Genomic DNA, 22,528 nt, shown 5'->3' with positions numbered 1-22,528 from the left:
CGGTATCGGACCGCGAAGTCGCGCACCGTACCGCCAGCACGATGAGGACGACGGAAGTTCGGAGGGTACGGGTACACGCGGAAGTTCCGTGTGGAGCGTGGCGCTGAACTTCGCCCGCGCCTCCGTCTCCTCGTACAGGGCCTGCGTGGAGATGAGTGCCGCGGTCTCACTTCGGGAATTTGGCTCCCGGGCCGTAGCGCACTCCAGCGCCTCCTTTCGCGTCTCCGATCTTCTTCAGAATTTCGCGTTCGCGAAGGCTGTTGATCAGGTCGCGGGCGGCGTAGACATGCAGATCGAAAAGGCGGCGAACACTCTGATTGGTGATGAAGCCGTATTCTTTTACGTGATCTATGACCTTCTGGTCGGTATCGTCGATCGCGCGCTGACGATATGTGACTGACCGAGACATGGACGCAAGGGATTCTGACCGCAGTCGATACGTCGGGAACGGTCGGCGAACGGTTCGGCTCGTGGCCTCGATGAGGCCGTATTCGTCCGCCATGGTGGAAAGCACTTCCTGCGCCTCTGCCGGCGTGCGTTGGATTGTGCTTGCCAATTTTGGGGCGTCTATACTTCTGCTGTGCCGCAGATGTGACAGTGTGAGAAGAACATTCAGGTCTCGGCCGGCCCGAGCCGGCAAATCGCTCACGAAACGCGCGAACGCCTTGTTCCCGATCCCTCCGCCGAGGGTCGCCCGAACCAGGGTGCCCTTGTCCTCGAATTGCGGTGGCTCTTTACCGACGCGTAGCATCTCGCGGTAGGCTCTGTCGACTCCTTGCCCAGTGCGCTCAGCCAGCTGGAGTACGGATACCGTCTCCGTGAGAAGCCTGTTTCGCGGGGTCGATGGATACGTGAGAATGTTGGCCGGCGTCACCCCGGCGACCAGGCCGCCAGGGCTTGAGATCGCCAGACGTTCTGGTGAGTGCTCGACATCCACCGTTCCACTGGTTTCATAAGAGCGATGGATGAACGCGTTGATGACGATCTCTCTGACAGCTTCGCCAGGGTAGTCCGTGAGTGCTAGTTGAACTCCGCCTGCCACATTGAGAGGGTGGATCTCGCGACGTGTTTCGATGGCCTCCGTCAAGATTTGGATGGCCGCTATCAAAGGCCGGTTTCCTCGCATCCGTCCGGTCGCCTCACTGCCCGAGGTCGGCCTGAACTGGTAGGAGTAACCGTAGCTGGGAACGACCCTGCCGATAAGCGACTCATCGCCCAGCAGAAGCACGCCTGCGTTGGTGATGCTCCCGTCGGACGCGATCAGCCTCAACGACTCCAGGAGTGCCTTGTTCGGTAGGTCTGCCAAGTTGTCGCGTCCGCTTGCCGTCAAGATCTGACGAAGTCTTTCGAATTCGACCGCGCTGAGATCCGAGATGCCGACGCTGGACGAGTCGGCCGACCAGTCCACCTGGCCTCGGGCGATCATCACTTCGCGTTGTTGATCCGGGGGATACGGCAGGCACTCTTTTCCCAGGCGGCGAGTCGACAGCCCTGCGGCATTGCTGTGCGGCATGACGCCCTCCGGAACCGTGATCAGTATCAGGCGGACACCGTCGACCGTCACATCTTCAACGAAGGGCGTTATCGGGGGGCGTGTACGATCAAATATGCCTTTGCGTATCGAGTCCACGCTGTAACTCAGCGGCACTCCTCGAAGCGCGTTCAGCCGACTCGTCGCTTTGTCGTCAACGCCCAGTACAACCGTCCCGCCGCGGGCATTCACAAAACATACGAGAGCATCGGCGAGCAGATTGTAAGTGGATTTTTGAGATTCTCCTGGAAGCTTGAAGTCGAGCGTCTCCGTTTCCAGGGCATCCGCTGCCACACCGTCCCCCACGACGGCCAGTGCTTGCAACGCTTCCCGCTGATCCACCTACTGAGCGTAACTGAGAAGTGCTGCTGAATCAACACTTCTCAGTTGGTTCTCAGTAGTCATGCCGGTGATCCGCGGCGGTGACGCCGGTACCGGGGCGCCATGCCAGCATCCGCGCGGTCATGGTCGCCGCGTCGACGATCAGTGACCGGCAGGTTTAGCGGCAACCATCTTCGGTATCCGCACCTGGGACTTACCCGCGCCTCAGGGGCAGTCAGCACCGACGGAGAGAGACGATGCACATCAGCGACAACGGGCCCCGGCCGAACGCCTTCGATATCGAAGCGGCCACGCGGCAGAACGAGAACTACCGAACCACCGCATGGACCGGGAAGTATCTGCAGGTCACCCTGATGTCCATCCCGGTCGGTAAGTCGATCGGCCTCGAAGTACACCCGGAAACCGACCAGTTCCTTCGTCTGGACGCGGGGCAGGGCACCTGTGTCATGGGCCCGGCCAAGGATCGGCTGGACTTCGAGCAACAGGTCTCCGACGGATGGTCGATCCAGGTCCCGGCCGGCACCTGGCACGACGTGATCAACACCGGTGACGAGCCACTGCGCCTCTACGCGATCTACGCCCCGGTCCACCACTCGCGCGGCATCGTCCAGCCTTCGAGCACCGACGCCGAGCGCGACGAATCGCTCGGCGTGGACGAACCTCCCGCCTGGACTGCGCAGCCCCAGGACCGCGTCCCCGACCAGCATGACACCCTCTGAAATTGATCAGTAACTGAGAAGTGCTGCTGAGTCAACACTTATCAGTAGTCATGCCACCCGGCGCACCCGTACCGCCAGCACGATGAGGACGACGGGAAGGAACGTGAACAGCGCCCATGTGAGCGTGATCGGATCGGCAGGGGACCGGGTGCATCCGAGCAGAGGCATCCAGGTCATCATCAGGTCGGCGGCCAGCAGGGGCGCCAGCGTCAACCAGCCCACAGCCCGGCCCAAAAGCCGGTGACCGGTGCGGGCCAGCAGCGCCCATAGGGCGAAGCCCAGCGCGACCACCAGCGGCTGCGGGAGCAGGATTACCATGGCCATGGCAGGCCCGAGCAGGATTTCCTCCAGGGCGCCGAAGCAGGAGCCGTCCATGACGATCATCCCGTACTCGGCCGTACCGGCGGCGAGGACCACCACCGTCTGAGGAACGCTCACCAGCAGCAGAGCCACGCCCCACATGACCAGCGGCCACCGCCAGCGCAGCGGACGAAGCTCGCGCTGTCCTTCCTGATGGACGGCTCGGCCGAGCGTCAGCACGAGTGCCGCCGTGGCAAGGCAGGCGACGGCGAGCAGCAGCAGATCGATGTCGTCCCAGGGGAGGGACCCCAGAGCCCCGCCATGGAGGTCGACCGGTCTGCCGAGAGCGACCTGGACGGTGACATAGTGCTGGATCTCCTCCGCACTCGGGCTGCCGAGCCCGGAGACCGGCGGCACGGCGGCGGCCACGGCGAGCAGCGTCAGCAGCGCGGCCCCGGCCCGCGAAGCCCAACGTTTACGGCGCAGCGCCACCACGGGGACCACCAGCAGGACGGCGATGACCGCGCCGGCGACGACGTTCGCGGTCTTGGGCACGATGACCGCGGGGGCCAGCGGCATGAGGATCGCCAGGGCGGATAAGGCGGGCACGGAGGTTTTGGACGACACCACCGACGCGTTTATCGCTCGCGAGGGGATCATGTCAAACCGCCTCGAAGCCCCTCTCCGACCAGCACCTGTCAGGCTTTTCCCGACAAATCATCAATAACAGCATCATTGCATTGCAATTCCGGCATTGCCGGGAGGGGATTTGCGTCGCTACAACCCTCTTTGAGCAACTGGAGGGGTGTATGTCGGGGATGACTGGCCGGCGCGTGGTCCGGCTGATGGCGGCGGCTGCCGGGGGAGCGGTCGTGGCGGGGATCGTGGTCGGGGGTGCGGCGCGGCTGCTGATGAGCCTGATCGCGATCGCGGCGGCCGAGCAGAGCCAGTTCAGCCTGATGGGGACGGTGGGCGTCTTCATCGCGTTCACGGTGCTCGCCGTGCCGGCGGCGGTGACCGGTGCCGCGCCGAGGGTGGTGCGGGTGGCGGGGCGGTGGGTGACCGCGGCCGTGACCGGGTTCGGGGTGGCGTCCACCGGGTTCGCCGACGGCGCCGCGGTCATTCTCGCGCCCGACGGGCGCATGACGTACATCGCGATGGTGGTGGTCGGGTTCGGCGCCGTCGTGGTGGCTCATGGCCTGTTCGCCCAGTACGTCACGCGGCGCCTGGCCGGAGCTCCGTCCTAGGTCAACGGCGGGTGGCGAGCTCGTTCAGCGTCTGGGTGACGCGGTGCAGCCAGTCGGCGATGACCTCCAGCTCGGCCTCCGAGTAGCGCTCGTGCATCGCGAGCATGGCCTGGGCGATGCCGAGCTGGTCGCCGGTGGCAGGGCCGGGCTCGGGCTCGGTGGCGGGGCGGACGATCACCTTGCGCCGGTCGTCGGGGTGGCGGTCGCGGGCGACGAGGCCGCGGGCCTCCAGCCGGTCGATCAGCGCGGTGACCGACCCGGTGGCCAGCCTGAGCCACTGGGCGATCTCGCCGGGGGTCATGGGGCCCTGGATGCGGAGCAGCGCGTACGCCTGGAAGTCGGTGGGGTTGAGGTCGAGGCCCAGCGACATGGTGTGGAGCAGCCGGACGAGCCCGGTCGCGAGGCGCTGCCCGTCCTGCTGGATGTCGAGATAGAGGCGCTCGCGGGATCCGGAGCGCGAGGTGTCCATCTTTCTCCCTACCGGCCGGCGCGGTGTCGCCCGTCATTGTAGGGGCAGCTCAGGGGGGCGGTGTGGGGGCCCGTTCGCGCGTCATGTATCTTGATTTTCAAGTAGCTTGATTATCGAGGGAAGGCGCAGGATGTCCGTTCACGACACCCGCACGCGGACCGGTACGGAGCGCCGTCATGCCCGGCCGCGGCGGCACCGAGCCTGGTACGGCGCGGCCGTGCTGATCGCCGTGGTCTGGCTGTTCGGAGCCGGCCCGCTCGGCATGTTCATGGGCAAGCTGACCGAGGTGCAGACCAACGACCAGTCTGCCTTCCTGCCCATCGGCGCCGAGTCCACGCAGGTCCAGGAGGCGCGCGAGGCCTTCGAGGAGAGCGACGCGGTGCCCGCCTTCGTCGTCTACTCGGCCGACCAGCCGCTCTCCCGGGAACGGCTGGCCGAGATCGCCCAGGACGCGCAGCGGATCTCCGCCGAGCCCTGGATCCAGGGCAAGGTCGCCGGGCCCATCCCGGGGACCGAGGACCCGAGCGTCGCCCAGCTCGTCGTGCCGATCAGCGACCAGGTCGAGGCCGACGTCGCCGTCGACGAGCTGCGCGCCCTGCTCGGTGACAGCGCGGCCCAGGGCACGACCGTGCAGGTCGCCGGGCCCGCCGCGCTGGGCGCCGACCTCGGCGCGGCGTTCGGCGGCATCGACGGCACGCTGTTGCTCGTGGCGCTCGGCGCGGTGCTGGTCATCCTCATCGCCGTCTACCGGTCGCCCCTGCTGCCGCTCGTGGTCATCGTCTCCGCCATGCTCGCGCTCGTGCTGGCCGCCTTCGTCGTCTATCTGATGGCCGACGCGGGCTGGATCGAGCTGAACGGGCAGAGCCAGGGCATCCTGTTCATCCTGGTCGTGGGCGCGTGCACGGACTACGCCCTGCTGCTGGTCGCGCGCTACCGGGAGGCGCTGTACGAGAAGGAACGGCCGATCGACGCCATCAGGGTGGCGGTGCGCGGCACCGTCGAGCCCATCGTCGCCTCCGGCGGCACCGTCATCCTCGGCGTGCTCTGCCTGCTGGCCAGCGACCTGGCCTCGAACCGCGGGCTGGGCCCGGTGGCCGCGCTCGGCATCGCCGCCGCCCTCGTCTCCGCGCTCACGTTCCTGCCCGCGGTGCTCCTGCTGCTCGGCCGGGCCGCGTTCTGGCCGCTGTTGCCGCGTACCGGCGACCAGGAGGCCGACGCCGACTCGACCGCCGCCATCGTGCGCCGTCACCGGCTGTGGGGCCGCGTGGCCAGGTCCGTGGAACGGCGGCCGCGCGCGTACTGGGTCATCACGGTGGTGGCGCTGGCCGCGGCGGCGGCGTTCGTGCCGCAGTTCAAGGCCGAGGGCACCTCGCAGCTGGACGTGTTCCGCACCGAGGTCGAGTCCGTCGCCGGGCAGCGGACGCTGGAGCGCGGCTTCGGCTCCGCCGGCTCGGCCACGCCCGCCACCATCCTCACCTCGGCCGACCAGGCGGATCAGGTCAAGGCCGCCGCGGAAGGGGTGGCGGGCGTCACCGAGGTCACCCGGGTGGACAAGGTCGTGGACGGGCGGACGCTGCTGCACGCCACGCTCGGCGAGCCCGCCGAGTCGACCGCCGCCGTCGAGGTCGTCCGCGACCTGCGGGCCGCCGTGCACGCGGTGCCGGGAGCGGACGCGCAGGTCGGCGGCACTGCGGCGGTCACCCTGGACACGCTCGACACCTCGGCGCGCGACCTGCGGGTGGTGATCCCGCTCGTGCTGCTCGTCGTGCTGCTGGTCCTGATCGCGCTGCTGCGCTCGCTGGTGGCCCCGCTGGTGCTCATCGCGACCACGGTGCTGTCCTTCGCCACCGCCCTGGGCGTCGGCGCGCTGATCTTCAACCACGTGCTCGACCTGCCGGGCGCCGATCCGGCGGTGCCGCTGTTCGCGTTCGTCTTCCTGGTGGCTTTGGGCATCGACTACAACATCTTCCTGATGACCCGGGCCAGGGAGGAGACGATCCGGCACGGCGAGCGCGAGGGCACCCTGCGCGCCCTCACGCTCACCGGCGGCGTCATCACCTCGGCCGGCGTGGTGCTGGCGGCGACGTTCGCGGCGCTCGCCGTGCTGCCGCTGCTGTTCCTGATCCAGCTCGCCTTCCTGGTGGCCTTCGGCGTCCTGCTGGACGCGCTGATCGTGCGCTCGTTGCTGGTGCCCGCGCTGTCGCTGGACATCGGCCGCCGCATGTGGTGGCCGAGCCGCCTGTCCCGCTAGACCGCCTGGCGAGGGCGGAAGATCTTCCGTACGCCGGCCGCGATCCAGATCGTGGCCAGGGCGGCGTACAGGGACAGGATGGCGGGGGCGAAGGAGGAGGTGGCGACCGCGACGGCGATCGTCACCGCGAGCGCCCCCGCCCAGACGGCCAGGATGCGCCGGCCGGCCGCCGAACCGGTGTGGACGGCCTCCTGGACCGGGGTGACCAGGGCCATGGTCGCCACGCCGGCGGTGCCGAGGACATCCAGGCCGAGCCCGATGCCCAGGCCGAGCATGACCGCGCCGGCCACCGGCAGGGCCAGGCACAGCAGGGACACCCGGCCCGCCGCCCCCTCGAACAGCAGGCGGGTGGCCTTGGCCCTGGCCAGCCGGAGCGTGGTCCAGGACTCGGCCACCCACGCCGCCCAGTGCAGCAGCGCGCTGATCACGAAGACCGCGATGACCGGCGGCAGCGCGGGCAGCAGGAACAGCAGCCGCCAGCTCACCCGGAACCGCAGCTTCGCCAGCAGGCGGTAGACGGGGTTGCGCTGCTTCAGCGCGTACACCAGGAGGTCCCTGGCCGCGTCGAAGCCCGGGTCCAGGCGGAGCACCTCGCGGAAGGACTCGGCGGCGGTCCTCGGGTCGCCGGCGGCCAGCGCGGCGCGGCCGTAGGCCCAGTGCGCCAGCGCGCTCTCCGGGTCGTTGCCGACCGCCTGGGCGGCGACGGCCCTGGCGCGCTCGTTCTGACCGAGCATGACCAGGGCGATGGCCAGCAGACTGGCCAGCTCGGCGTGCTGCGGGTCCAGCCCCAGGCCGCGGCCGGCGGTCTCGGCCATCTGGGGCCAGTCGTGCCTGGTCATGTGGACGCGCGCCAGTAGCTCCCAGGACGGGGCGTGCTCGGGTGAGAGCGCCAGCCCGGCGACGACCGCGCGGACCGCCTCGTCGACCAGCCCCGCCTGGAAGTGCACCTGGCCGGAGAGGTAGTGCGGAACGTAGTGGTCGGGCGCGAGCCGCACCCCCTCGCGCGACTCCTCCAGCGCCTCGTCCGTACGGTCCTGCTGGACCAGCGCCAGGCCGAGCAGCGCGTGCGCGCCGGCGTGCTGGGGCTCCTCGGTGAGGACGCCGCGCAGCTCCCGCTCGGCGTCCGCCGGGCGGCCCATCTGCAGTAACAGCCGTGCCCGCTCCAGCGAGTCGCGGACCGTCACCATTTGCGCTGGATGTACGGCATGAGGTCGTCCCAGGCGCCCGACTCGTTGGCGTGCATCACGTAGTTGCGCGCGGTCGCCATCCACTCCCGCACGGACGTGGGCCTGGCCGTCTTGGCCGCGGCCAGCAGGTCGCGGGTCGACAGCGGGACCGGCCGGCCCGCGCGGATCGACTCCTGCAGCTTGGCCTCGACCGCCCGGTCCACCACGCCCTTGAGGTCGGCGCCGACGAACTGGTCGGTGACCTTGGCCACCGCGCCGAAGTCGACCTCCGCCAGCGGCTTGTCGCGGCACAGGATGCGCAGGATCGCCGCGCGCGCGTCCGCGTCCGGCGGCGGTACGAAGACGAGCTGGTCGAACCGGCCCGGCCGGCGGAACGCCACGTCGATGTACCAGGGCGCGTTCGTGGCGGCCAGCACCAGCACGCCCTCGTTGGCGTTCTGGTCCACGCCGTCCAGCTCCGCCAGGAACTGGTTGACGAGCTGCCGGTTGTGCGTCTGGCGCATGTCGGAGCGGCGCGCCGCCAGCGCGTCCACCTCGTCGAAGAACAGCACGCACGGCCGGTGGCGGCGGGCCAGGTCGAACGTGGCGCGCAGGTTCCGCTCGCTGGACCCGATGTACATGTCGAGGATGTCGGCCAGGCCGACGCTCACGAACGCCGCGCCGAGCTCCCCGGCGGCGGCCCTGGCCAGGTGCGTCTTGCCGGCTCCCGGCGGCCCGTACAGCAGGACACCGCCGCCGGCCCGCTTGCCGAACGCGGCGAACAGCTCCGGCTGCTGCATCGGCAGCAGCAGCTTGACCCGGAGCGCCTCCTTGACCTCGTCCATCCCGGCGACGTCGGCGAAGCTGAAGCCGGACCGCTCGACCTCCGCGGTCGAGCGCTCGTGGGTGACGGACGAGGGCGCCATGTACGCGGGCGGGTTTCCCACGGGCGGCCCGGCGGGTTCCGCGACCACCGGTGGCGGGGCCACCAGGCGGCCCGCAAGGTCGGCGTCCGCGACGGACGGGTCACGCGAGACCGCCTCGTGGTAGCGGTAGGCCGCCTTGTGCACGTCGCCCTCACCCAGCAGGGCGCGGGCCGCCAGCACGCCCACCTTCGGCGGGTACCCGCCCTCGGCCAGCAGCGGCTCCAGCGCCGACAGCGCCTCTCCGTACGAGCTCTGCCGGACGAACGCCTCGGCCAGCCCGGTCACGATGTCCGGGTCCTTGGGCGCGAGCACGAGCGCGGCACGGAACTCGGCCTCCGCGTCGGCGAGATATCCCTTGCCCAGCAGCTGCTCGGCCAGGTGCCGGCGCAGTGGGAGGTTGTCCGGGGAGAGGCGCGCGGCCTCGCTGAGCGCCCGCAAACCGGGGTCGTCGACCACGTGCCGGGTCCCTTCTGTCGCGATTCCGGTGGTTCAGAACTACGTAAGCTACCGAAATCGGGACAGGACCTCAGCCCTTGTCGCGCGTGGCGCCGCTCAGCACCTGGTCGATGCGGGCCGCCAGCTCCACGTCCTTGGGCGTGACGCCGCCCGCGCTGTGCGTCCAGAGGCGGAAGCGGACGCCGCTGTCGGTGCGGTCGATGTCCGGGTGGTGGTTCATCTCGTCCGCCTCGTTCAGCACCGCCTCGCTCAGCCAGCCGAAGCTGTCGGGCGTGATCGGGACGTCCTTGACCAGGGCGTTCCCCTCGCTGTGCCAGCCTTCCAGCGCGGCCAGCGCGGTGTCGATCTCGTCACGGTTGAGCAGCTCGGTCATGATGTGCTCCCTGCTGTAAGTGGCCGTCACCCTTGGCGTACCACCGGAACGGACCTTCACACACCGGGTAGATTGGCCGCCCATGCGAAGCTTCCGCGTCGTGACGGCGGCGGCGGTGCTCACGGCCGCCGCGGGCTGCGCCGCCCAGGAGAGCGCCGCCCCGCCGTCGGTCCCCGCGCCCACCACCGTCTCCGCCACCCCGGAGCACACCCCGACGCACACCCCGTCGCCGGAGCGCGACCTGCCCGATCCGGACGAACGCATCCCGAAGGATCCGGCGAAGCTGGCCGCGGCGCTGGAGAAGACCACCGAGGCCCTCGCCGAGGCCATCGACGGCTGGGACAAGAAGCGGGAGCCGCCCGAGGACGTCGAGCTCCTCGCCCTCCACCACCAGCGCATCCACCGGTTCGCCGCGCGCAACCCGGAGATCGCCGAGAAGGCGTTCGCCCGCCTGCCCGAGCGGCTGGCCGCCGGAGCCAGGGACGACACCCGGGCCATCCGCGAGCTGCTGGCCCTGGCCCACCCCGTCAAGAGCACGTCGGTCATCAGGACCCGCGACGCCCGCCCCGCCGCCGAGCTGCTCCGCTACTTCAAGCAGGCCGAGCGCCGCTTCGGCGTGGAGTGGGAGGTGCTGGCGGCGGTCATGTTCGCCGAGACGAAGTTCGGCCGGGTCAGGTCGGCCAGCCACGTCGGCGCGCAGGGGCCGATGCAGTTCATGCCCGCCACCTGGAAGGCGTACGGGATGGGCGGCGACGTCCAGGACCACCGCGACGCGGTCATGGCCGCCGCCAACTACCTGCGCGCCACCGGCGCGCCCCGCGACTACGGGCGTGCGCTGCACGCCTACAACCCCTCCCAGCGGTACGTGAACGCCATCCAGTCGCACGCCCGCCAGATCAAGCGGGATCCCCTGAACTACTACGTCTACTACAACTGGCAGGTGTACGTGATCACCACCAAGGGGGAGCGGCGCATCACCGGCCCGTCAGAGGGCTGACCGGACCGCCTCCTCGGTGCGGGCGACCACGGCGGCGCCGTCGGCGGCGGTGATGATCGGGCGCTGGATCAGGATCGGATGGCCCGCCAGCGCGCCGATCCAGCGGTCGCGGCTCTCCGGGGTGCGCGGCCAGGTCTCCAGGCCCAGCTCGGCGGCGACCGGCTCGCCGTGGCGGGTGATGTCCCACGGCTCCAGCCCCAGCCGGGCCAGCACGTCGCGGAGCTCCTGATCGGTCGGCGGATCGTCCAGGTAGCGGCGGACGGTGTAGCCGGCCTGCTCGGCGTCCAGGATCGACAGGGCGGCGCGGCACTTCGAGCAGTCGGGGTTGATCCAGATCTCGATCATTTCGGCAGTCCCGTGAGAGCGAAGAACTCGGCCCGGGCGCGGGCGTCGTCACGCAGCGTACCGAGCAGCGTGGAGGTGAGGGTGCGCGATCCGGGAGCCTGCACGCCGCGCAGCGTCATGCACGTGTGGTCGGCCTCGATGACGACGCCGACCCCCTCGGGGTCGAGCTGGTCGTGCAGCCATCCGGCCACCTGGCGGGTCAGCCGTTCCTGCACCTGCGGGCGGCAGGCGAAGTGCTCCACGACCCTGGCCAGCTTCGACAGCCCCACGATGCGCTTGCCCGGCAGATAGCCGACGTGCGCGAGCCCGGTGAACGGCAGCAGGTGGTGCTCGCAGATCGACCGCAGGGGGATGGACCGTACCAGGACGAGCTCGTCGTAGCCCTCGTCGTTGGGGAAGGTGGTCAGTTCGAACGGGCGCGGGCTCAGCATCTCGGCGTACGCGTGCGCCATCCGGCGCGGGGTCTCGCGCAGGCTCTCCTCTTCGGTGTCGACGCCCAGCGCCGCCAGGAACCGCTCGGCCGCGTGCTCGGCCTCGGCCAGGTCCATCAAGGGACCACCTCCTATTTTCACCAACAAGTGTTAGTCATATCCCTATATTTGGTCAATAGTGACCTGTTTCGCCAGCGGTCTTGGGTGTTAAACTGACGGCGTGACGATGTCGGAGCAGGCCCGTGCGGCCGTCGCGGTGCTCAGCGACGACCTGCGGCGGCGCATGTACGACTTCATCAGGCGCGCCGACCGGCCCGTCACCCGAGACGAGGCCGCCGAGAGCGTCGGCATCTCGCGCAAGCTCGCCGCCTTCCACCTCGACAAGCTGGTCGCGGTCGGGCTGCTCTCGGCCGGCTACGGACGTCCGGGGGAGCCGCGCCCGGTCGGCCGGGCGCCCAAGGTCTACCAGCCCACCGGCCTCGACGTGCGGGTCAGCATCCCGCCGCGCGAGCACGAGCTGCTGGCCGGCATCCTCCTGGAGGGCCTGCGCGTCCAGGGTCCGGAGGAGACGGGCCGCGAGGCCGCGCTCCGCGCCGCCGCAGCGCGCGGGCGCGAGCTGGGCGCGGCCGAGCGCGACCGGGCCAAGCCGGGCAGGCTGGGCGCCGAGCGCGCGCTGACGTGCGCCGGGCAGGTGCTCGAACGCCACGGGTTCGAGCCCGTACGAGAGGGCCCGACCCTGCTGCGGCTGCTCAACTGCCCCTTCCACCCGCTGGCCGCCAAGGACCCCGATCTGGTGTGCGCGATCAACCACGCGTTCCTGGCCGGGTTCCTCGAAGGGCTGGACGCGTCCACCGCCGAGGCCGTGCTGGCCCCGCGGCCGGGCGCCTGCTGCGTCGAACTGAGAGGAGCCTGACCGATGACCTACGTGATCGCCGGCGGCGGCCTGGCCGCCGCCAAGGCCGCGGAGGCGCTGCGCGAGCAGGGCTACGACGGCCGCCTGGTCCTGGCGGGGGCGGAGCCGCACCTGCCGTACGAACGTCCCCCGCTGTCGAAGTCCTACCTCCAGGGCAAGTCCGAGCGCGACAAGATCTTCGTCCACGACGCGGCCTGGTACGCCGAACAGCAGGTGGAGGTGCTGACCGGCACCTCGGTCACCGCCGTCGACCGCGCCGCCCACCAGGTCACCCTGTCCGACGGCGCGCGGCTCGACTACGCCAAACTCCTGCTGGCCACCGGCGCCACCCCGCGCCGCCTCCCGGGCGACGCCCTCTACCTGCGGTCGGTCGACGACAGCGAGCGCATCCGCGACGTGCTGGCCCGCGCCTCCCGGGTGGTGATCATCGGCGCCGGCTGGATCGGCCTGGAGGTGGCCGCCGCCGCCCGCGCCGCTGGCGTGGAGGTGACCCTGCTGGAGTCCGACGGCGCGCCGCTGCTGCGCGTCCTCGGCCCGCGGCTCGGCGCCGCCTTCGCCGACCTCCACCGCGACCACGGCGTCGACCTGCGGCTCGGCGTCAAGGTGGAGGAGATCGCGGGAGGCGTCCGGCTGGCCGACGGCACCCGCGTCGAGGCCGACGCCGTCATCGCCGGCATCGGCGTCGAGCCCGACACCCGGCTCGCCGTCGCGGCCGGGCTCAAGGTCGACGACGGCGTGGTGGTCGACGCCTCGCTGCGCACCTCCGACCCCGACGTCTTCGCCGCCGGCGACGTGGCCCGCGCCTACCATCCGCTGCTCGGCACCCACATCCGGGTCGAACACTGGGCCAACGCGCTCAACCAGCCGGCCGTCGCCGCCGCCGCGATGCTGGACAAGGAGGCGTCCTACGACCGGCTGCCCTACTTCTACACCGACCAGTACGACCTGGGCATGGAGTACACCGGCTACGTCCGCCCCGGCGAGGCCGACGACGTGGTGATCCGCGGTGACCTGGACTCCCGCGAGTACATCGCGTTCTGGCTGGCGGAGGGCAGGGTCGTGGCCGGCATGAACGTCAACGTCTGGGACGTCACCGACGACATCAAGACCCTGATCCGCGCCGCGGCCCCGGCCGACCGCGCCAAGCTGGCCGACCCGTCCGTCCCCCTCACCGAGACCCTGGCATGACGAGACGGCCGGGAAGCCAGGGCTACCCTGGCTTCCCGGCCGCCCGCGTCACACGGTGATGGCGATCTTCGATCGGGCGTGCCGTTCCTCGAAGTGACGCAGGGCGTCGGGGACCTCGCCCAGCGGGTACGCGCACTCGACGTGCGGGCGGACGGCGCCGGACTCGATGAGCTCCTTCAGCGTGGCCAGGTTGCCGGCGCTCCGGCCGGCGACGGACGACCGGAGCGTACGGTCGCCGAACGGCGACATCACGACGGCCCGGAGGATGCGGCCCATGGGCCCGAGCCACGTGCCGCCGCCTCCGGAGGAGAGCACGAGCACGCCGCCCGGGTTCAGCAGGCGCGTCAGCTCCCGCAGCGACCGGTTGCCGACCAGGTCGAGGATCACGTCGAAGCGCCGCCCCGCCTGAGCGAAGTCGGCACGGGTGTAGTCGATCACCTCGTCCGCGCCGAGCGACCGGACCAGCTCGACGTTCCTCGTCCGGCACACCCCGGTGACCTCGGCGCCCAGCGCCTTGGCGACCTGCACCGAGAACGTGCCGACGCCCCCGGAGGCGCCGTTGACCAGGACCGACTGCCCGGCCCGCAGCCTGCCCGCGTCGCGCAGGCCCTTCAGCGCGGTGTTGCCCGCGACGGGGACCGCGGCCGCCTCCTCGAAGCTCAGCCCGCCGGGCATGGCCGCCAGGAACTTCTCCGGCACCCGCGCGTACTCGGCGTAGGCCCCGGCCACGACCTCGCCGTACACCGCGTCACCCGGCCCGAACCGCGTCACGCCGGGCCCCACCGCCTCCACCACGCCGGCCAGGTCGTGGCCGGGCACCCGATGCCGGGGCCGCCGCGGGCCCAGCACCAGCCGGGCCGCGTACGGCACGCCCCTGGTGGTGACCAGGTCGCCGAAGTTGACCGACGAGGCGCGCACCCGTACCAGCACCTCGCCGTCACCGGGCACCGGCTGGTCCACCTCTCCGACTTCTAAGATCCCGGGCGGGCCGTACACCCGCTGCACGATCGCCTTCATGCCTTCCTCCTCCGTGCCCGGACGAACCCGTTGATCGAGTCGTTGACCGCCATGAGGACCACAACGATCACGACCACCCACGTCACCACGCCCTCGGGCCAGCCCATGGCCTCCAGGAACGCGTCGTTCAGCAGCGCCCCGCCCGCCGTCACCCACACGCCGAGCACGACGAACGCCAGTCCCATCACCGCGTGCGCCACCGCCTGGGGGACGCCCCAGCCCACGTAGTAGCCGACCAGGTCGAAGCCGATCCGTACGGCGGCGAAGACCACCGCCAGGTACAGCCAGCCGGACTCCCACAGCCCCGGCGAGATCACCGGGACCGGCCCGTAGAGCTGGACCAGCACCAGCAGGCAGATCAGCACCGTCGCGACCGAGGTGCCGCCGATCAGCGACGTGCGGTCGATCCGCCGCGCGGGCAGCTCGGGCAGCGTGGCCGGATCCCACCGGGCCGGCCGTCTGTCGCGCATCGACGGCGCCCGCTGGACGGCCGCGAACACCAGCGTCACCCAGAACGCGACGTGCATCGCCACCGTCAGCGCGATCCCGGTCGCCTCCCACAGCGCCCGCCCGGCGGGCCCGCCCCGCGCGAACCCCACCACGCTCGCACCCAGGAACACCAGCGGGACGGCGGTCGTCAGCAGCGTCTTCAGCAGGCGCGTGTAGCTCAGGTAGAGCGCGGGCCCGATCAGGTGGAGCGGCCGGCCCGCGTACTCGGCGGCCAGCCGGGCCGGGTCGCCGAGCGCGGTGAGCGCCTCCACCTCGGCCCGCGACTCGTCCTCGCCCGTCCGGAGCCGCACCTCGACGGCGTCCGCGATCGAGGAGCGCAGCTCCAGCTCGATGTCGCGGCGCTGCCCTTCGGGGATGCCGCGCAGCGCCTCGGCGACGTAGCGGTCGGTGAGCGTGGTCATTCGTCGTCCCTGAGCTTGGTGAAGGCGGTGTGCAGCTCGTCCCAGTCGCGGGACAGGATGTCGGCCAGCTCGGCCCCGTCGGGGCTGGTCACGTAGTACTTGCGCGGGCGCGACTCGTCGGTGTTCCACTCGGCGGTCAGCAGTCCCTGCTTCTCCAGCCGGCGCAGCAGCGGGTAGAGCGTGTTGGCGTCGACCGCGAACCCGCAGCTCTCCAGCGTCTCCAGCAGCGCGTAGCCGTAGCCGGGGCGCCGCAGGATCAGCAGGCAGGCCAGCACGATGGTGCCGCGCCGGATCTCCTGGCGGTGCGTGGCCAGTACGTCATCCTCTATCACGTCTCACACGATACTGTGTGCCGCACAGTACGGACAAGAGGGAAATTCCCGGCATGCCGCGGACGTTGATCAGGTCATGACCCAAGGACCGGCGCCTCGGCCCCTCTCTGACGAAGCCCTCTCCGACCTGCTCGGCAAGCAGCGGTTCGGCACGCTCGCCACCGTCAAGCGCAGTGGCCACCCCCATCTGACGACCATGTTGTACAGCTGGGATCCCGAAGCCCGCATAGTGCGCTTCTCGACGACGGCCGACCGGATCAAGGTCCGGCATCTGCGGCACAACCCGCGTGCGGCACTGCACGTGCAGGGCGGCGACGTGTGGTCGTTCGCCGCCGCCGACGGCGAGGCCGAGGTCTCCGAGATCACGACGGTTCCGGGCGACGCGGTGGGGCGGGAACTGCTCGCGATGATCCCGGAGGACGCGAGGCCCGAGGACGGAGACGCGTTCCTGGAGCAGTTGGTCGCCGAGCGCCGGATGGTCATCCGCTTGAAGGTGGACCGGTTGTACGGAACGGCGCTCGACGGTTAGGACCTGTCGCGTCCAGTCAGGCTCTCATTGATCCACAATCTGCTTCCAAGGCCGGCCGGAGATCCTTTCGTGTGTCTTACTCACGAAAGGAGATGACCGAATGAACAGAAAGCGCAAGGCCGTCATGGTCATGGCCATGTTCTTCTCGGTGGGCGCCGCGACCCTGATCAGCGCCGGTCCCGCCGCGGCCATGCCGCCGAACTGCGACTTCTATGTGTGCGAGGGGCAGGGCGGCGGAGGAGGCGGCGGCGGCACCCCCGGGGGTGGCGGCACCCCCGGTGGCGGTGGCGGCGGTGGTGGCGGCGGGACCCCCGACGGCGGTAGCGGAAGCCCCGACGGCGGGACCGGCGGCGGCGACCGATACCCCGATGGACCGCCCCCCTGGGACATCTGCGACATTGAGCGCAACGCCCCAGGATGTCGCTGAACGCCGACTGAGAGCACGTAACGCGTTCATCGTCGCGGCCTAGCGATACGCGGAGAGTGCGAACCCCTCCAGGGCGTCCGCACTCTCCGTCGCAGTCACCGTACGCGCAGGTCGGCGAAGAGCGCGCGGTGGTCGGAGCCCGGCACGTCGTGGACCCGCGTCGCCACCGCCGCGCCGCGGCCGTCGGTCAGCACGTGCGAGATGGCCACCAGCGGCGGCAGCACCCGATTCGGCCAGGTCGGCGCCAGCCCGTTCCCGGTGGCCGCCGCGGCGTCGGTGTAACCGGTGCCGAGCAGCCGCCGGAACACGACATGGTCCAGCGTCGCGTTGAAGTCGCCGGCCAGGACGCGCGGCGGACCCCCGGCCTGGGCGGGCGGCAGGTTCGAGAGCCCCGCCTCCCACTCGTCCACGGTCCACGGCACCGGCGCCACCGGGTGCACGACCACTACTTCCACGGCCGGGCCGCCGGGCAGTGCCACCTGCGCCACCGGCATGTGGTGCCCCACCCGCCGGAACAGCCCCGAACGCTCGCGCAGCGGGTGACGCGCGTAGATGCCGCTGCCTTCCGGCCCGCGCGGCATCGGCTGGGTGACCTCGTACGGCAGCAGCTTCTTCAGCCCCGCCGCCGTCAGGCGCTCCCGCGCGGCCCAGGTCAGCTCCTGCACGCTGAACACGTCCACGTCGAGCTTCCGTACGAGGTCGACGATCACCTGGGCGTCACCCCGGCCGCCGTTGAGGTTCGCGGTCAGCAGCCGCAGCGGCCGTCCCCCGGCGGGCGCCTCTCCCGCGACGGCGCGCGGCACCACCAGCCAGGCCAGGCAGACGCAGACCGCCAGCAGGACCGCCACGGCCGCCCGGCTCCTGGCCCACAGCGCGCACGCCAGCGCCACGAGCGCCGCCACCCCGAAGTACGGAGTGAACGACACCAGCGGCACCAGGAGGAACCCGGTCTCCAGACCGCCCAGCCGCATCGCCGTCCCGGCCGCGAACACCACCGCCACCACGACGGTCAGCCGCGCCGTCCGAGCCCGCCGCGGCCGGGCCCGCACCGGCCCCTCCACAACCTCTTGCTTGAGCACGGCCACGAATCTAGGCGGCCATTCTTAAACTCCCATGAGCGTCAGGCGGGTGCGGGCTCCTCGACCAGCGCGACGCGGACGGCCGACGGGTCGTCCCCGGTGAGCGGCACCGCGAACACCGCCGTCCGGGCGCCCGCGCTGTAGACCACGAACCGGGTCCCGTCCTCGTCCCACGTCTCCCGGATGTCCGAGGAGAGCCGCGAGGACGCCGAGCAGTACGCGGGGCTGAGGTAGAGCAGCCGCAGCGAGGTCTCCAGCGGCACGTCGCGCGGCGGCGGCGCGGAGAGCGGCCCGCGCATCCGTACGAGGAAGCGCCGCGACGGCGTGAGCCAGTAGCGGTCCAGCTCCGCCGAGAGCGCCAGCAAGATCACCACCTCCACCACCACGAGCGCCGCGACCGGCGGGTGCGGCCCCGCTGTCATCGACAGGAGGCCCGCGGCGAGAAGGAGCCCCGCCCTGCCGAATCCGCGCCGGTCGGCAGGGCGGGAGTGGGCGCCCAGGCAGCCGCACGACGAGGTGGGCGCGGCGACGTGGGCGTAGCCGAGATACGCCAGGAACCCGGCGGCGAGCACGGCGGCGGCCGCGCCCTCGGCGGCGGAGTACGGCGGCAGCACCAGCGCCGCGGCCACCGCCACCTCCACCAGCCCCACGGCGACGAGCGCCGGGACCGCGCGCGCCGCGCCGACGAGCCGGGCCAGTGCGGTCTGCCCGGCCTGCGCCCGCGTCCGGCGGCTGAACAGCTTCAGCAGGCCCGCCCAGCCGAGGAAGAAGGCCAGGACGTACGGCTGCGACGCGGCGATCCCGTGCATGCGGTGCCTCCTTAGTGGGGGGAGAAGACGGTGGCGATGTCGACCTCGTTCGTGTCGGGCCGCCAGGCGCCGAGGATCTGCACGTGCTGGCTCACCTTGAGCATCGACAGGTCGGCGGTCGGCGGCGCCTGCGCCTGGATCGCGACGGACTTGCCGGGCACGACGTGGCACAGCACTTCTTTGCCGTGGTGGTCCAGGTGGAGCTTGCCGTCGGTGATGTTCTTGATGTGGCCCTTGATGTTCACGATGTTGAGCCAGACCGACTCGGCGGCGAGCATCCCGTCGGGCATCCGCACCCCGCGGGCGTAGAGGCCGTCACCCGGCTTCGCCGCCTCGAACGGGACCGGGCCGAGCTTCCACAGGCTGGTCCCGTTCACGATCCGGATGGTGTGGAACACCATGTTCGAGCCCAGGACGAGCAGCGTGTCGTCCTTGATCGTACGGATCCTGCCCTCGGCGAAATCGGGGTCGGGGGCGCCGGGTTCGGCGTCGTACGCGGTCTCCGCGAAGGCCGCCTCCGGCCCGAGCGAGCCGAGCGCGGTCGCGGCCACGACGGTGGCGCCGCCGCCGAGCACGGCGGACTTGAGCAGATCTCTTCTGCTGGTCATCGCCGCCTCCTCAGCCGGTCGCGATCTCGCACGGCCGCAGGCCGGCGGAGAGGCTGGCGATGCGGCTGAAGGCCGCCGGGGTGAGGTCGATCAGCCGGTTGTCGGCGCAGGTGGCGCCGCAGCAGCTGCGCTCGCCGCAGAACAGGTCGGTCTGCGGCCCGCAGTCGGCGATCGTGGTGACGACGCTGGCGCCGCCGCACAACGCCGTGGTGCGGTGGCGGAAGCCGCAGGTCCGGCGCGACAGCCCGACGCCGCACCGGTCGGGCCGGGTGATCGACCAGCAGGCGTCGGAGGTGTTGGGCCAGGCGTGCTGGAGGCTGCCGGAGTTGCAGGTGCCGCACGCTCCCTTGCCGGTGCTGCTGCACGGCCCCCACGCGGTGCCGCAGCAGAACCAGGAGACTTCGCCTGTGACGGGGCCGAGTAAGTCGGCGGGCGGGTCGGGGGACTTGCTTCGAGCCATGCGAGTTCCTCTCTACGGGCGCGCTCGCTGCTGAAGGTTTCTGACTTGATCCATGAATAACATGTAAGAATTTTTCGTCAATGCCCTTTTTGCCCCGTCCCCGATCCAGCGCCACATCGGCACCGTGCCCCCCAGTTCGGCGGACTTGATGAGCCGCGCCTCGTCGAGCGCCTTGGCGTCGAAGCAGATCGGGCAGACGAGGAACGTGCCGCCCGCGTTCTGGTACCGCTCCAGCGCAGGGCAGCCCGCGCGGGTGAGGCGACCGTTACACTGAGTGTGCGATCCATCTCTCTCAGTGACTTCGGGAGTTCGCATGCGTAGGTCCCCTCGCTCGCTCGCCGTCCTCCTGACGGCCCTCTGCGTCGCCGTCACCCCGGTGACGCCCGCCGCGGCCGACCTTCTCGGCAAGCGCTACATCGCCTCCTACCACTCCGAGGCGGGCTGCCTCAAAGCGGGACAGGAGGGCGTGCGCAAGCGGCAGTGGACCAAGCCCCAGTGCATCAGGTCCTTCTACGCGCTGGGCACCTGGGACCTTTGGGTGGGCTAGCGCCCGCCGTCCGGTGGCAGGCGCGCGGCCCCCACCTCGCCGGGATGGCCGCCGCGCTGCTGCTGGCGGTGCTGGTGACCAGGGCCGCTGTGACGCTGCCGGAGTGGGGGCGGCTCTCCTCCGGCGCGGCGCTGATGACGGCCGAGGTGACCCGGCTGGTGGTGGGCCTGCCGGTGTGCGTCGTCGGGGTGCTGCTCCTGGCCGACCGCTACGCCCGGCGCAGGGGCGCGCTCGTGCTGGCCGCCGGAGTCGTGTGGATCGTTCCGCCCGCGATGTCCGACGTGCTCGCCGCCGTGGAGCGGCCGGGGACGCCCGTAGCCGCCGCCGCGATCCTGCTCGCCGCGGCCGGCACCGCCTGCCAGCCGCTGACGGTCCTGCTCTTCCCGCTGTGCCTGCTGCCCCGCCCGGCCGTGCGGTGGCCGAGGACCGCCGTGATCGTGACCGCCGCCGCCGCGAGCATCCAGTACGCGGTCGTCTGGGGGCTGGGCACCCCCGGCTCGGCCCGGTTCGCCAGCCCGTGGGCCGGCACCGCGCCCGCCATGTGGGCCGCCGGCCTGCTGCACGACAGCCAGGTCGCGCTCGACTGGCTGGCGCCGGTCGTGACGGCGGCGGTGACCGCCGAGCTGGCCCGCGCGGCGTCGAAGGCGGGGCGGGGGAGCGCGGCCCGGTGGGTGATCGCCGCGGCCTGCCCGCTCTACGCCTGCCTCCTGCTCTCCGACCTGTGGGGTGAGAGCTGGACGATGGTGGCCCGGTCGGCCGGGGTGGTGCTGTGGGTCGCGATGATCGGGCTGGCCGCCTCGCACGGCGGGCTGTGGCGCCTGGAGCGGGTGACCAGCCACCGCATGGCCCGCGCGTTCGTCCTGGCGGTGCTGGTCATCGCCGTCACCTGCGCCGCCATGGCGGCCTGGGCGGCCCTGCCCACCGGGCGCACCACCGTCACGGTCGTGGTCGCGGGCTGCGCGCTGGTGACAGGATGGGCCGCCCGGCCGCTCGTCCGGCACGCCGTCCTGGCCGTCGAACGCGCCTTCTACGGGCCGCGCGCCCGGCCGCACGAGGCGGTGCGGGCGCTGGCCGTCCGGTTGCAGCAGGCCCCGCACCCCGGCGACGTGCCCGAGCAGATCTGCCGCGGCGTCGTCGAGGATCTGGGGTTGTCCGGCGCGCGGATAGCGCTGGAGACCCGCGCCGGCGCCCGCCTGCTGGCCGCCGCCGGGGCCCCGGTCGACGGTCCGGCGCAGGTCTTCCCGCTGCGCCACCACGGGGAGGTGGTGGGCAGGCTGGAGGTGGCCCGCGACGGGGCGAGCACCCCGGCCGAGCGCGACAGCGAGCTGCTGGCGCTGCTGGCCGACCAGGCCGGGCCGGCGCTGGCCGCGCTGCGGTTCGGCGAGGAGGCGCAGGCGGCCCGTGAGCGGCTCGTGCTGGCGCGTGAGGAGGAACGCCGCCGCCTGCGGCGCGAGATCCACGACGGTCTCGGCCCTCAGCTCGCCGCGGTGCAGCTCCGGCTCGGCGTGGCGCAGGCGTGCGGGCAGGCGTCCCCGGCCGCGCGGGCCCATCTGGGCACGGCGGCGGAAGTGCTCGTCGAGGCGCTGGCCGAGATCCGTCGCATCACGGCGGGGCTGGCTCCCGCCACGCTGGTCGAGCGCGGCCTGCTGGACGCCACCCGCATCCTGGCGCACCGCCTCACCACGGACGCCGTACGGGTCACGGTCACGGCCGGGCCGCTCCCCGCGATGGCCCCGGCGGTGGAGACGGCCGCGTACCGCATCGCCGCCGAGGCCGTGACCAACGCGGTGCGGCACGCCCGCGCCCGCCACGTCGAGGTGGCCTTCACCACCGCCCCCGGCACCCTCACCGTCACCGTCACCGACGACGGGACCGGCTTCGGCGCGGACACGATCCCTGGCACCGGCCTCCTCTCGGTCACCGAACGCGCCGAGGAGGTCGGCGGCCACGCCGACCTCCGCCCCACCCCCACCGGCACCACCATCACCGCCACCCTCCCCACCCCACCCCCACCGGCCCTTCCAGACCACCCCGGACGTCCGGACCGTGGTCATCCCCCGCCCTCAGCAGTGGGATCGTGGCCGTCCCCCCGGACCTCCACCCCGCCTCCGGCGGTGGGGTCGTGACCCTCACCCCCTGCTCCTCCGGACTGACC

Annotated in this window: 26 protein-coding genes; 10 read left to right on the top strand and 16 right to left on the bottom strand. The window is 71.5% G+C overall.

Going from position 1 to position 22,528, the window contains the following annotated elements; genetic code table 11:
* Positions 1-166: 166 nt before the first annotated feature.
* Entirely contained in the window at positions 167-1,873 is a 1,707-nt protein-coding gene (locus ACIBF7_RS01135) for an ATP-binding protein (RefSeq protein ID WP_364229490.1), read from the bottom strand.
* Positions 1,874-2,109: 236 nt separating this feature from the next.
* On the opposite strand from ACIBF7_RS01135, the gene ACIBF7_RS01130 reads away from it, so the two are divergent.
* On the top strand, positions 2,110-2,592 hold the full coding sequence (locus ACIBF7_RS01130) for a cupin domain-containing protein (protein ID WP_219542953.1): 483 nt from the start codon (positions 2,110-2,112) through the stop codon (positions 2,590-2,592).
* 48 nt (positions 2,593-2,640) lie between these two features.
* Here ACIBF7_RS01130 and ACIBF7_RS01125 read toward each other — a convergent pair whose 3' ends face one another.
* A complete protein-coding gene (locus ACIBF7_RS01125; protein WP_397196074.1) occupies positions 2,641-3,501 on the bottom strand; it encodes a hypothetical protein in 861 nt (286 codons plus the stop codon).
* A gap of 200 nt (positions 3,502-3,701) precedes the next feature.
* Here ACIBF7_RS01125 and ACIBF7_RS01120 point away from each other — a divergent pair, with 200 nt between their 5' ends.
* Positions 3,702-4,139, top strand: coding sequence for a hypothetical protein (locus ACIBF7_RS01120; RefSeq protein ID WP_148035359.1), 438 nt, complete (start codon positions 3,702-3,704; stop codon positions 4,137-4,139).
* Between the two features lies 1 nt (position 4,140).
* Here the strand turns inward: ACIBF7_RS01120 and ACIBF7_RS01115 are convergent, their stop codons facing one another.
* Positions 4,141-4,608: a MarR family winged helix-turn-helix transcriptional regulator gene (locus ACIBF7_RS01115; protein ID WP_397196073.1), complete on the bottom strand. Its 468-nt coding sequence runs from the start codon at positions 4,606-4,608 to the stop codon at positions 4,141-4,143.
* A gap of 130 nt (positions 4,609-4,738) precedes the next feature.
* On the opposite strand from ACIBF7_RS01115, the gene ACIBF7_RS01110 reads away from it, so the two are divergent.
* Positions 4,739-6,859 carry an MMPL family transporter gene (locus ACIBF7_RS01110; RefSeq protein WP_364229495.1) on the top strand — a complete coding sequence of 707 codons (2,121 nt, stop codon included), beginning with the start codon at positions 4,739-4,741 and terminating at the stop codon, positions 6,857-6,859.
* Here the strand turns inward: ACIBF7_RS01110 and ACIBF7_RS01105 are convergent.
* From ACIBF7_RS01105 to ACIBF7_RS01095, 3 genes are all read right to left on the bottom strand, one after another.
* On the bottom strand, positions 6,856-8,046 hold the full coding sequence (locus ACIBF7_RS01105; RefSeq protein WP_364229497.1) for a tetratricopeptide repeat protein: 1,191 nt from the start codon (positions 8,044-8,046) through the stop codon (positions 6,856-6,858). The two genes, ACIBF7_RS01110 and ACIBF7_RS01105, sit on opposite strands and share 4 nt — an antisense overlap.
* Positions 8,040-9,407 carry an ATP-binding protein gene (locus ACIBF7_RS01100; protein ID WP_148035355.1) on the bottom strand — a complete coding sequence of 456 codons (1,368 nt, stop codon included), beginning with the start codon at positions 9,405-9,407 and terminating at the stop codon, positions 8,040-8,042. The genes ACIBF7_RS01105 and ACIBF7_RS01100 overlap by 7 nt, the downstream gene beginning before the upstream one ends.
* 70 nt (positions 9,408-9,477) lie before the next feature.
* A complete protein-coding gene (locus tag ACIBF7_RS01095; protein WP_148035354.1) occupies positions 9,478-9,780 on the bottom strand; it encodes a 4a-hydroxytetrahydrobiopterin dehydratase in 303 nt (100 codons plus the stop codon).
* An 82-nt stretch (positions 9,781-9,862) separates the two neighbouring features.
* Between ACIBF7_RS01095 and ACIBF7_RS01090 the strand changes: the two genes are divergently transcribed.
* Positions 9,863-10,777: a transglycosylase SLT domain-containing protein gene (locus tag ACIBF7_RS01090; RefSeq protein WP_397196072.1), complete on the top strand. Its 915-nt coding sequence runs from the start codon at positions 9,863-9,865 to the stop codon at positions 10,775-10,777.
* On the opposite strand, the gene ACIBF7_RS01085 is transcribed toward ACIBF7_RS01090, so the two are convergent.
* Positions 10,766-11,122: an ArsC/Spx/MgsR family protein gene (locus ACIBF7_RS01085; protein ID WP_397196071.1), complete on the bottom strand. Its 357-nt coding sequence runs from the start codon at positions 11,120-11,122 to the stop codon at positions 10,766-10,768. The two genes, ACIBF7_RS01090 and ACIBF7_RS01085, sit on opposite strands and share 12 nt — an antisense overlap.
* Positions 11,119-11,670: a GTP cyclohydrolase I FolE gene (folE, locus tag ACIBF7_RS01080; RefSeq protein ID WP_271277968.1), complete on the bottom strand. Its 552-nt coding sequence runs from the start codon at positions 11,668-11,670 to the stop codon at positions 11,119-11,121. Before folE ends, ACIBF7_RS01085 begins: the two co-directional genes overlap by 4 nt.
* Before the next feature lie 109 nt (positions 11,671-11,779).
* Here folE and ACIBF7_RS01075 point away from each other — a divergent pair, with 109 nt between their 5' ends.
* Positions 11,780-12,466, top strand: a complete 687-nt coding sequence (locus ACIBF7_RS01075) for a helix-turn-helix domain-containing protein (protein WP_333485724.1) — start codon at positions 11,780-11,782, stop codon at positions 12,464-12,466.
* A 3-nt stretch (positions 12,467-12,469) separates the two neighbouring features.
* A complete protein-coding gene (locus ACIBF7_RS01070) occupies positions 12,470-13,654 on the top strand; it encodes an NAD(P)/FAD-dependent oxidoreductase (RefSeq protein WP_397196070.1) in 1,185 nt (394 codons plus the stop codon).
* A 48-nt stretch (positions 13,655-13,702) separates the two neighbouring features.
* On the opposite strand, the gene ACIBF7_RS01065 is transcribed toward ACIBF7_RS01070, so the two are convergent.
* Genes ACIBF7_RS01065 through ACIBF7_RS01055 form a run of 3 tightly spaced genes read right to left on the bottom strand, consistent with a single transcriptional unit; the run spans position 13,703 to position 15,914 of the window.
* The gene (locus ACIBF7_RS01065; RefSeq protein ID WP_397196069.1) at positions 13,703-14,671 is read right to left on the bottom strand and encodes an NAD(P)-dependent alcohol dehydrogenase; all 969 of its coding nucleotides are present in this window, start codon (positions 14,669-14,671) and stop codon (positions 13,703-13,705) included.
* Entirely contained in the window at positions 14,668-15,582 is a 915-nt protein-coding gene (locus ACIBF7_RS01060; protein WP_397196068.1) for an HAAS signaling domain-containing protein, read from the bottom strand. The genes ACIBF7_RS01065 and ACIBF7_RS01060 overlap by 4 nt, the downstream gene beginning before the upstream one ends.
* Complete coding sequence (locus ACIBF7_RS01055) at positions 15,579-15,914, bottom strand: PadR family transcriptional regulator (RefSeq protein WP_148035348.1); 336 nt, start codon at positions 15,912-15,914, stop codon at positions 15,579-15,581. Before ACIBF7_RS01055 ends, ACIBF7_RS01060 begins: the two co-directional genes overlap by 4 nt.
* A gap of 76 nt (positions 15,915-15,990) precedes the next feature.
* Here ACIBF7_RS01055 and ACIBF7_RS01050 point away from each other — a divergent pair, with 76 nt between their 5' ends.
* Positions 15,991-16,443 carry a pyridoxamine 5'-phosphate oxidase family protein gene (locus tag ACIBF7_RS01050; protein ID WP_397196067.1) on the top strand — a complete coding sequence of 151 codons (453 nt, stop codon included), beginning with the start codon at positions 15,991-15,993 and terminating at the stop codon, positions 16,441-16,443.
* 100 nt (positions 16,444-16,543) lie between these two features.
* Positions 16,544-16,870 (top strand): hypothetical protein, encoded by a 327-nt coding sequence (locus ACIBF7_RS01045; RefSeq protein ID WP_187281493.1) that lies wholly within the window; start codon positions 16,544-16,546, stop codon positions 16,868-16,870.
* A gap of 95 nt (positions 16,871-16,965) precedes the next feature.
* On the opposite strand, the gene ACIBF7_RS01040 is transcribed toward ACIBF7_RS01045, so the two are convergent.
* The 5 genes from ACIBF7_RS01040 to ACIBF7_RS01020 are packed head-to-tail and all read right to left on the bottom strand — an operon-like array spanning position 16,966 to position 20,141.
* A complete protein-coding gene (locus ACIBF7_RS01040; protein ID WP_261808941.1) occupies positions 16,966-17,949 on the bottom strand; it encodes an endonuclease/exonuclease/phosphatase family protein in 984 nt (327 codons plus the stop codon).
* A gap of 41 nt (positions 17,950-17,990) precedes the next feature.
* Positions 17,991-18,758 (bottom strand): MauE/DoxX family redox-associated membrane protein, encoded by a 768-nt coding sequence (locus ACIBF7_RS01035; RefSeq protein ID WP_364229517.1) that lies wholly within the window; start codon positions 18,756-18,758, stop codon positions 17,991-17,993.
* Between the two features lie 11 nt (positions 18,759-18,769).
* Positions 18,770-19,366: a cell wall protein gene (locus tag ACIBF7_RS01030; RefSeq protein WP_148035345.1), complete on the bottom strand. Its 597-nt coding sequence runs from the start codon at positions 19,364-19,366 to the stop codon at positions 18,770-18,772.
* A 10-nt stretch (positions 19,367-19,376) separates the two neighbouring features.
* Positions 19,377-19,826 (bottom strand): hypothetical protein, encoded by a 450-nt coding sequence (locus tag ACIBF7_RS01025; protein ID WP_148035344.1) that lies wholly within the window; start codon positions 19,824-19,826, stop codon positions 19,377-19,379.
* 12 nt (positions 19,827-19,838) lie between these two features.
* Entirely contained in the window at positions 19,839-20,141 is a 303-nt protein-coding gene (locus tag ACIBF7_RS01020) for a hypothetical protein (protein ID WP_397196065.1), read from the bottom strand.
* On the opposite strand from ACIBF7_RS01020, the gene ACIBF7_RS01015 reads away from it, so the two are divergent.
* Both ACIBF7_RS01015 and ACIBF7_RS01010 read left to right on the top strand, forming a co-directional pair.
* Positions 20,140-20,373, top strand: coding sequence for a hypothetical protein (locus ACIBF7_RS01015; protein WP_148035343.1), 234 nt, complete (start codon positions 20,140-20,142; stop codon positions 20,371-20,373). The genes ACIBF7_RS01020 and ACIBF7_RS01015 overlap by 2 nt on opposite strands.
* Positions 20,361-22,499, top strand: a complete 2,139-nt coding sequence (locus tag ACIBF7_RS01010; protein ID WP_397196063.1) for a sensor histidine kinase — start codon at positions 20,361-20,363, stop codon at positions 22,497-22,499. Before ACIBF7_RS01015 ends, ACIBF7_RS01010 begins: the two co-directional genes overlap by 13 nt.
* Positions 22,500-22,528 lie beyond the last annotated feature (29 nt).

Origin of the sequence: Nonomuraea sp. NPDC050478, from assembly GCF_044458265.1 — a bacterium.
Lineage (GTDB): Bacteria > Actinomycetota > Actinomycetes > Streptosporangiales > Streptosporangiaceae > Nonomuraea > Nonomuraea ferruginea.
Note: the sequence above shows the minus strand (reverse complement) of the source record. Positions and strands in the feature narration are given on the sequence as shown.

Bases quoted from the DNA above. Each gene is read 5' to 3' on its own strand.
- ACIBF7_RS01130 (WP_219542953.1), top strand. From the start codon at position 2,110: ATGCACATCAGCGACAACGGGCCCCGGCCGAACGCCTTCGATATCGAA.
- ACIBF7_RS01120 (WP_148035359.1), top strand. From the start codon at position 3,702: ATGTCGGGGATGACTGGCCGGCGCGTGGTCCGGCTGATGGCGGCGGCT.
- ACIBF7_RS01115 (WP_397196073.1), bottom strand. From the start codon at position 4,608: ATGGACACCTCGCGCTCCGGATCCCGCGAGCGCCTCTATCTCGACATC.
- ACIBF7_RS01110 (WP_364229495.1), top strand. From the start codon at position 4,739: ATGTCCGTTCACGACACCCGCACGCGGACCGGTACGGAGCGCCGTCAT.
- ACIBF7_RS01105 (WP_364229497.1), bottom strand. From the start codon at position 8,046: ATGGTGACGGTCCGCGACTCGCTGGAGCGGGCACGGCTGTTACTGCAG.
- ACIBF7_RS01095 (WP_148035354.1), bottom strand. From the start codon at position 9,780: ATGACCGAGCTGCTCAACCGTGACGAGATCGACACCGCGCTGGCCGCG.
- ACIBF7_RS01090 (WP_397196072.1), top strand. From the start codon at position 9,863: ATGCGAAGCTTCCGCGTCGTGACGGCGGCGGCGGTGCTCACGGCCGCC.
- ACIBF7_RS01085 (WP_397196071.1), bottom strand. From the start codon at position 11,122: ATGATCGAGATCTGGATCAACCCCGACTGCTCGAAGTGCCGCGCCGCC.
- folE (WP_271277968.1), bottom strand. From the start codon at position 11,670: ATGGACCTGGCCGAGGCCGAGCACGCGGCCGAGCGGTTCCTGGCGGCG.
- ACIBF7_RS01075 (WP_333485724.1), top strand. From the start codon at position 11,780: ATGTCGGAGCAGGCCCGTGCGGCCGTCGCGGTGCTCAGCGACGACCTG.
- ACIBF7_RS01070 (WP_397196070.1), top strand. From the start codon at position 12,470: ATGACCTACGTGATCGCCGGCGGCGGCCTGGCCGCCGCCAAGGCCGCG.
- ACIBF7_RS01065 (WP_397196069.1), bottom strand. From the start codon at position 14,671: ATGAAGGCGATCGTGCAGCGGGTGTACGGCCCGCCCGGGATCTTAGAA.
- ACIBF7_RS01060 (WP_397196068.1), bottom strand. From the start codon at position 15,582: ATGACCACGCTCACCGACCGCTACGTCGCCGAGGCGCTGCGCGGCATC.
- ACIBF7_RS01050 (WP_397196067.1), top strand. From the start codon at position 15,991: ATGACCCAAGGACCGGCGCCTCGGCCCCTCTCTGACGAAGCCCTCTCC.
- ACIBF7_RS01045 (WP_187281493.1), top strand. From the start codon at position 16,544: ATGAACAGAAAGCGCAAGGCCGTCATGGTCATGGCCATGTTCTTCTCG.
- ACIBF7_RS01035 (WP_364229517.1), bottom strand. From the start codon at position 18,758: ATGCACGGGATCGCCGCGTCGCAGCCGTACGTCCTGGCCTTCTTCCTC.
- ACIBF7_RS01030 (WP_148035345.1), bottom strand. From the start codon at position 19,366: ATGACCAGCAGAAGAGATCTGCTCAAGTCCGCCGTGCTCGGCGGCGGC.
- ACIBF7_RS01025 (WP_148035344.1), bottom strand. From the start codon at position 19,826: ATGGCTCGAAGCAAGTCCCCCGACCCGCCCGCCGACTTACTCGGCCCC.
- ACIBF7_RS01015 (WP_148035343.1), top strand. From the start codon at position 20,140: ATGCGTAGGTCCCCTCGCTCGCTCGCCGTCCTCCTGACGGCCCTCTGC.
- ACIBF7_RS01020 (WP_397196065.1), bottom strand. From the start codon at position 20,141: ATGCGAACTCCCGAAGTCACTGAGAGAGATGGATCGCACACTCAGTGT.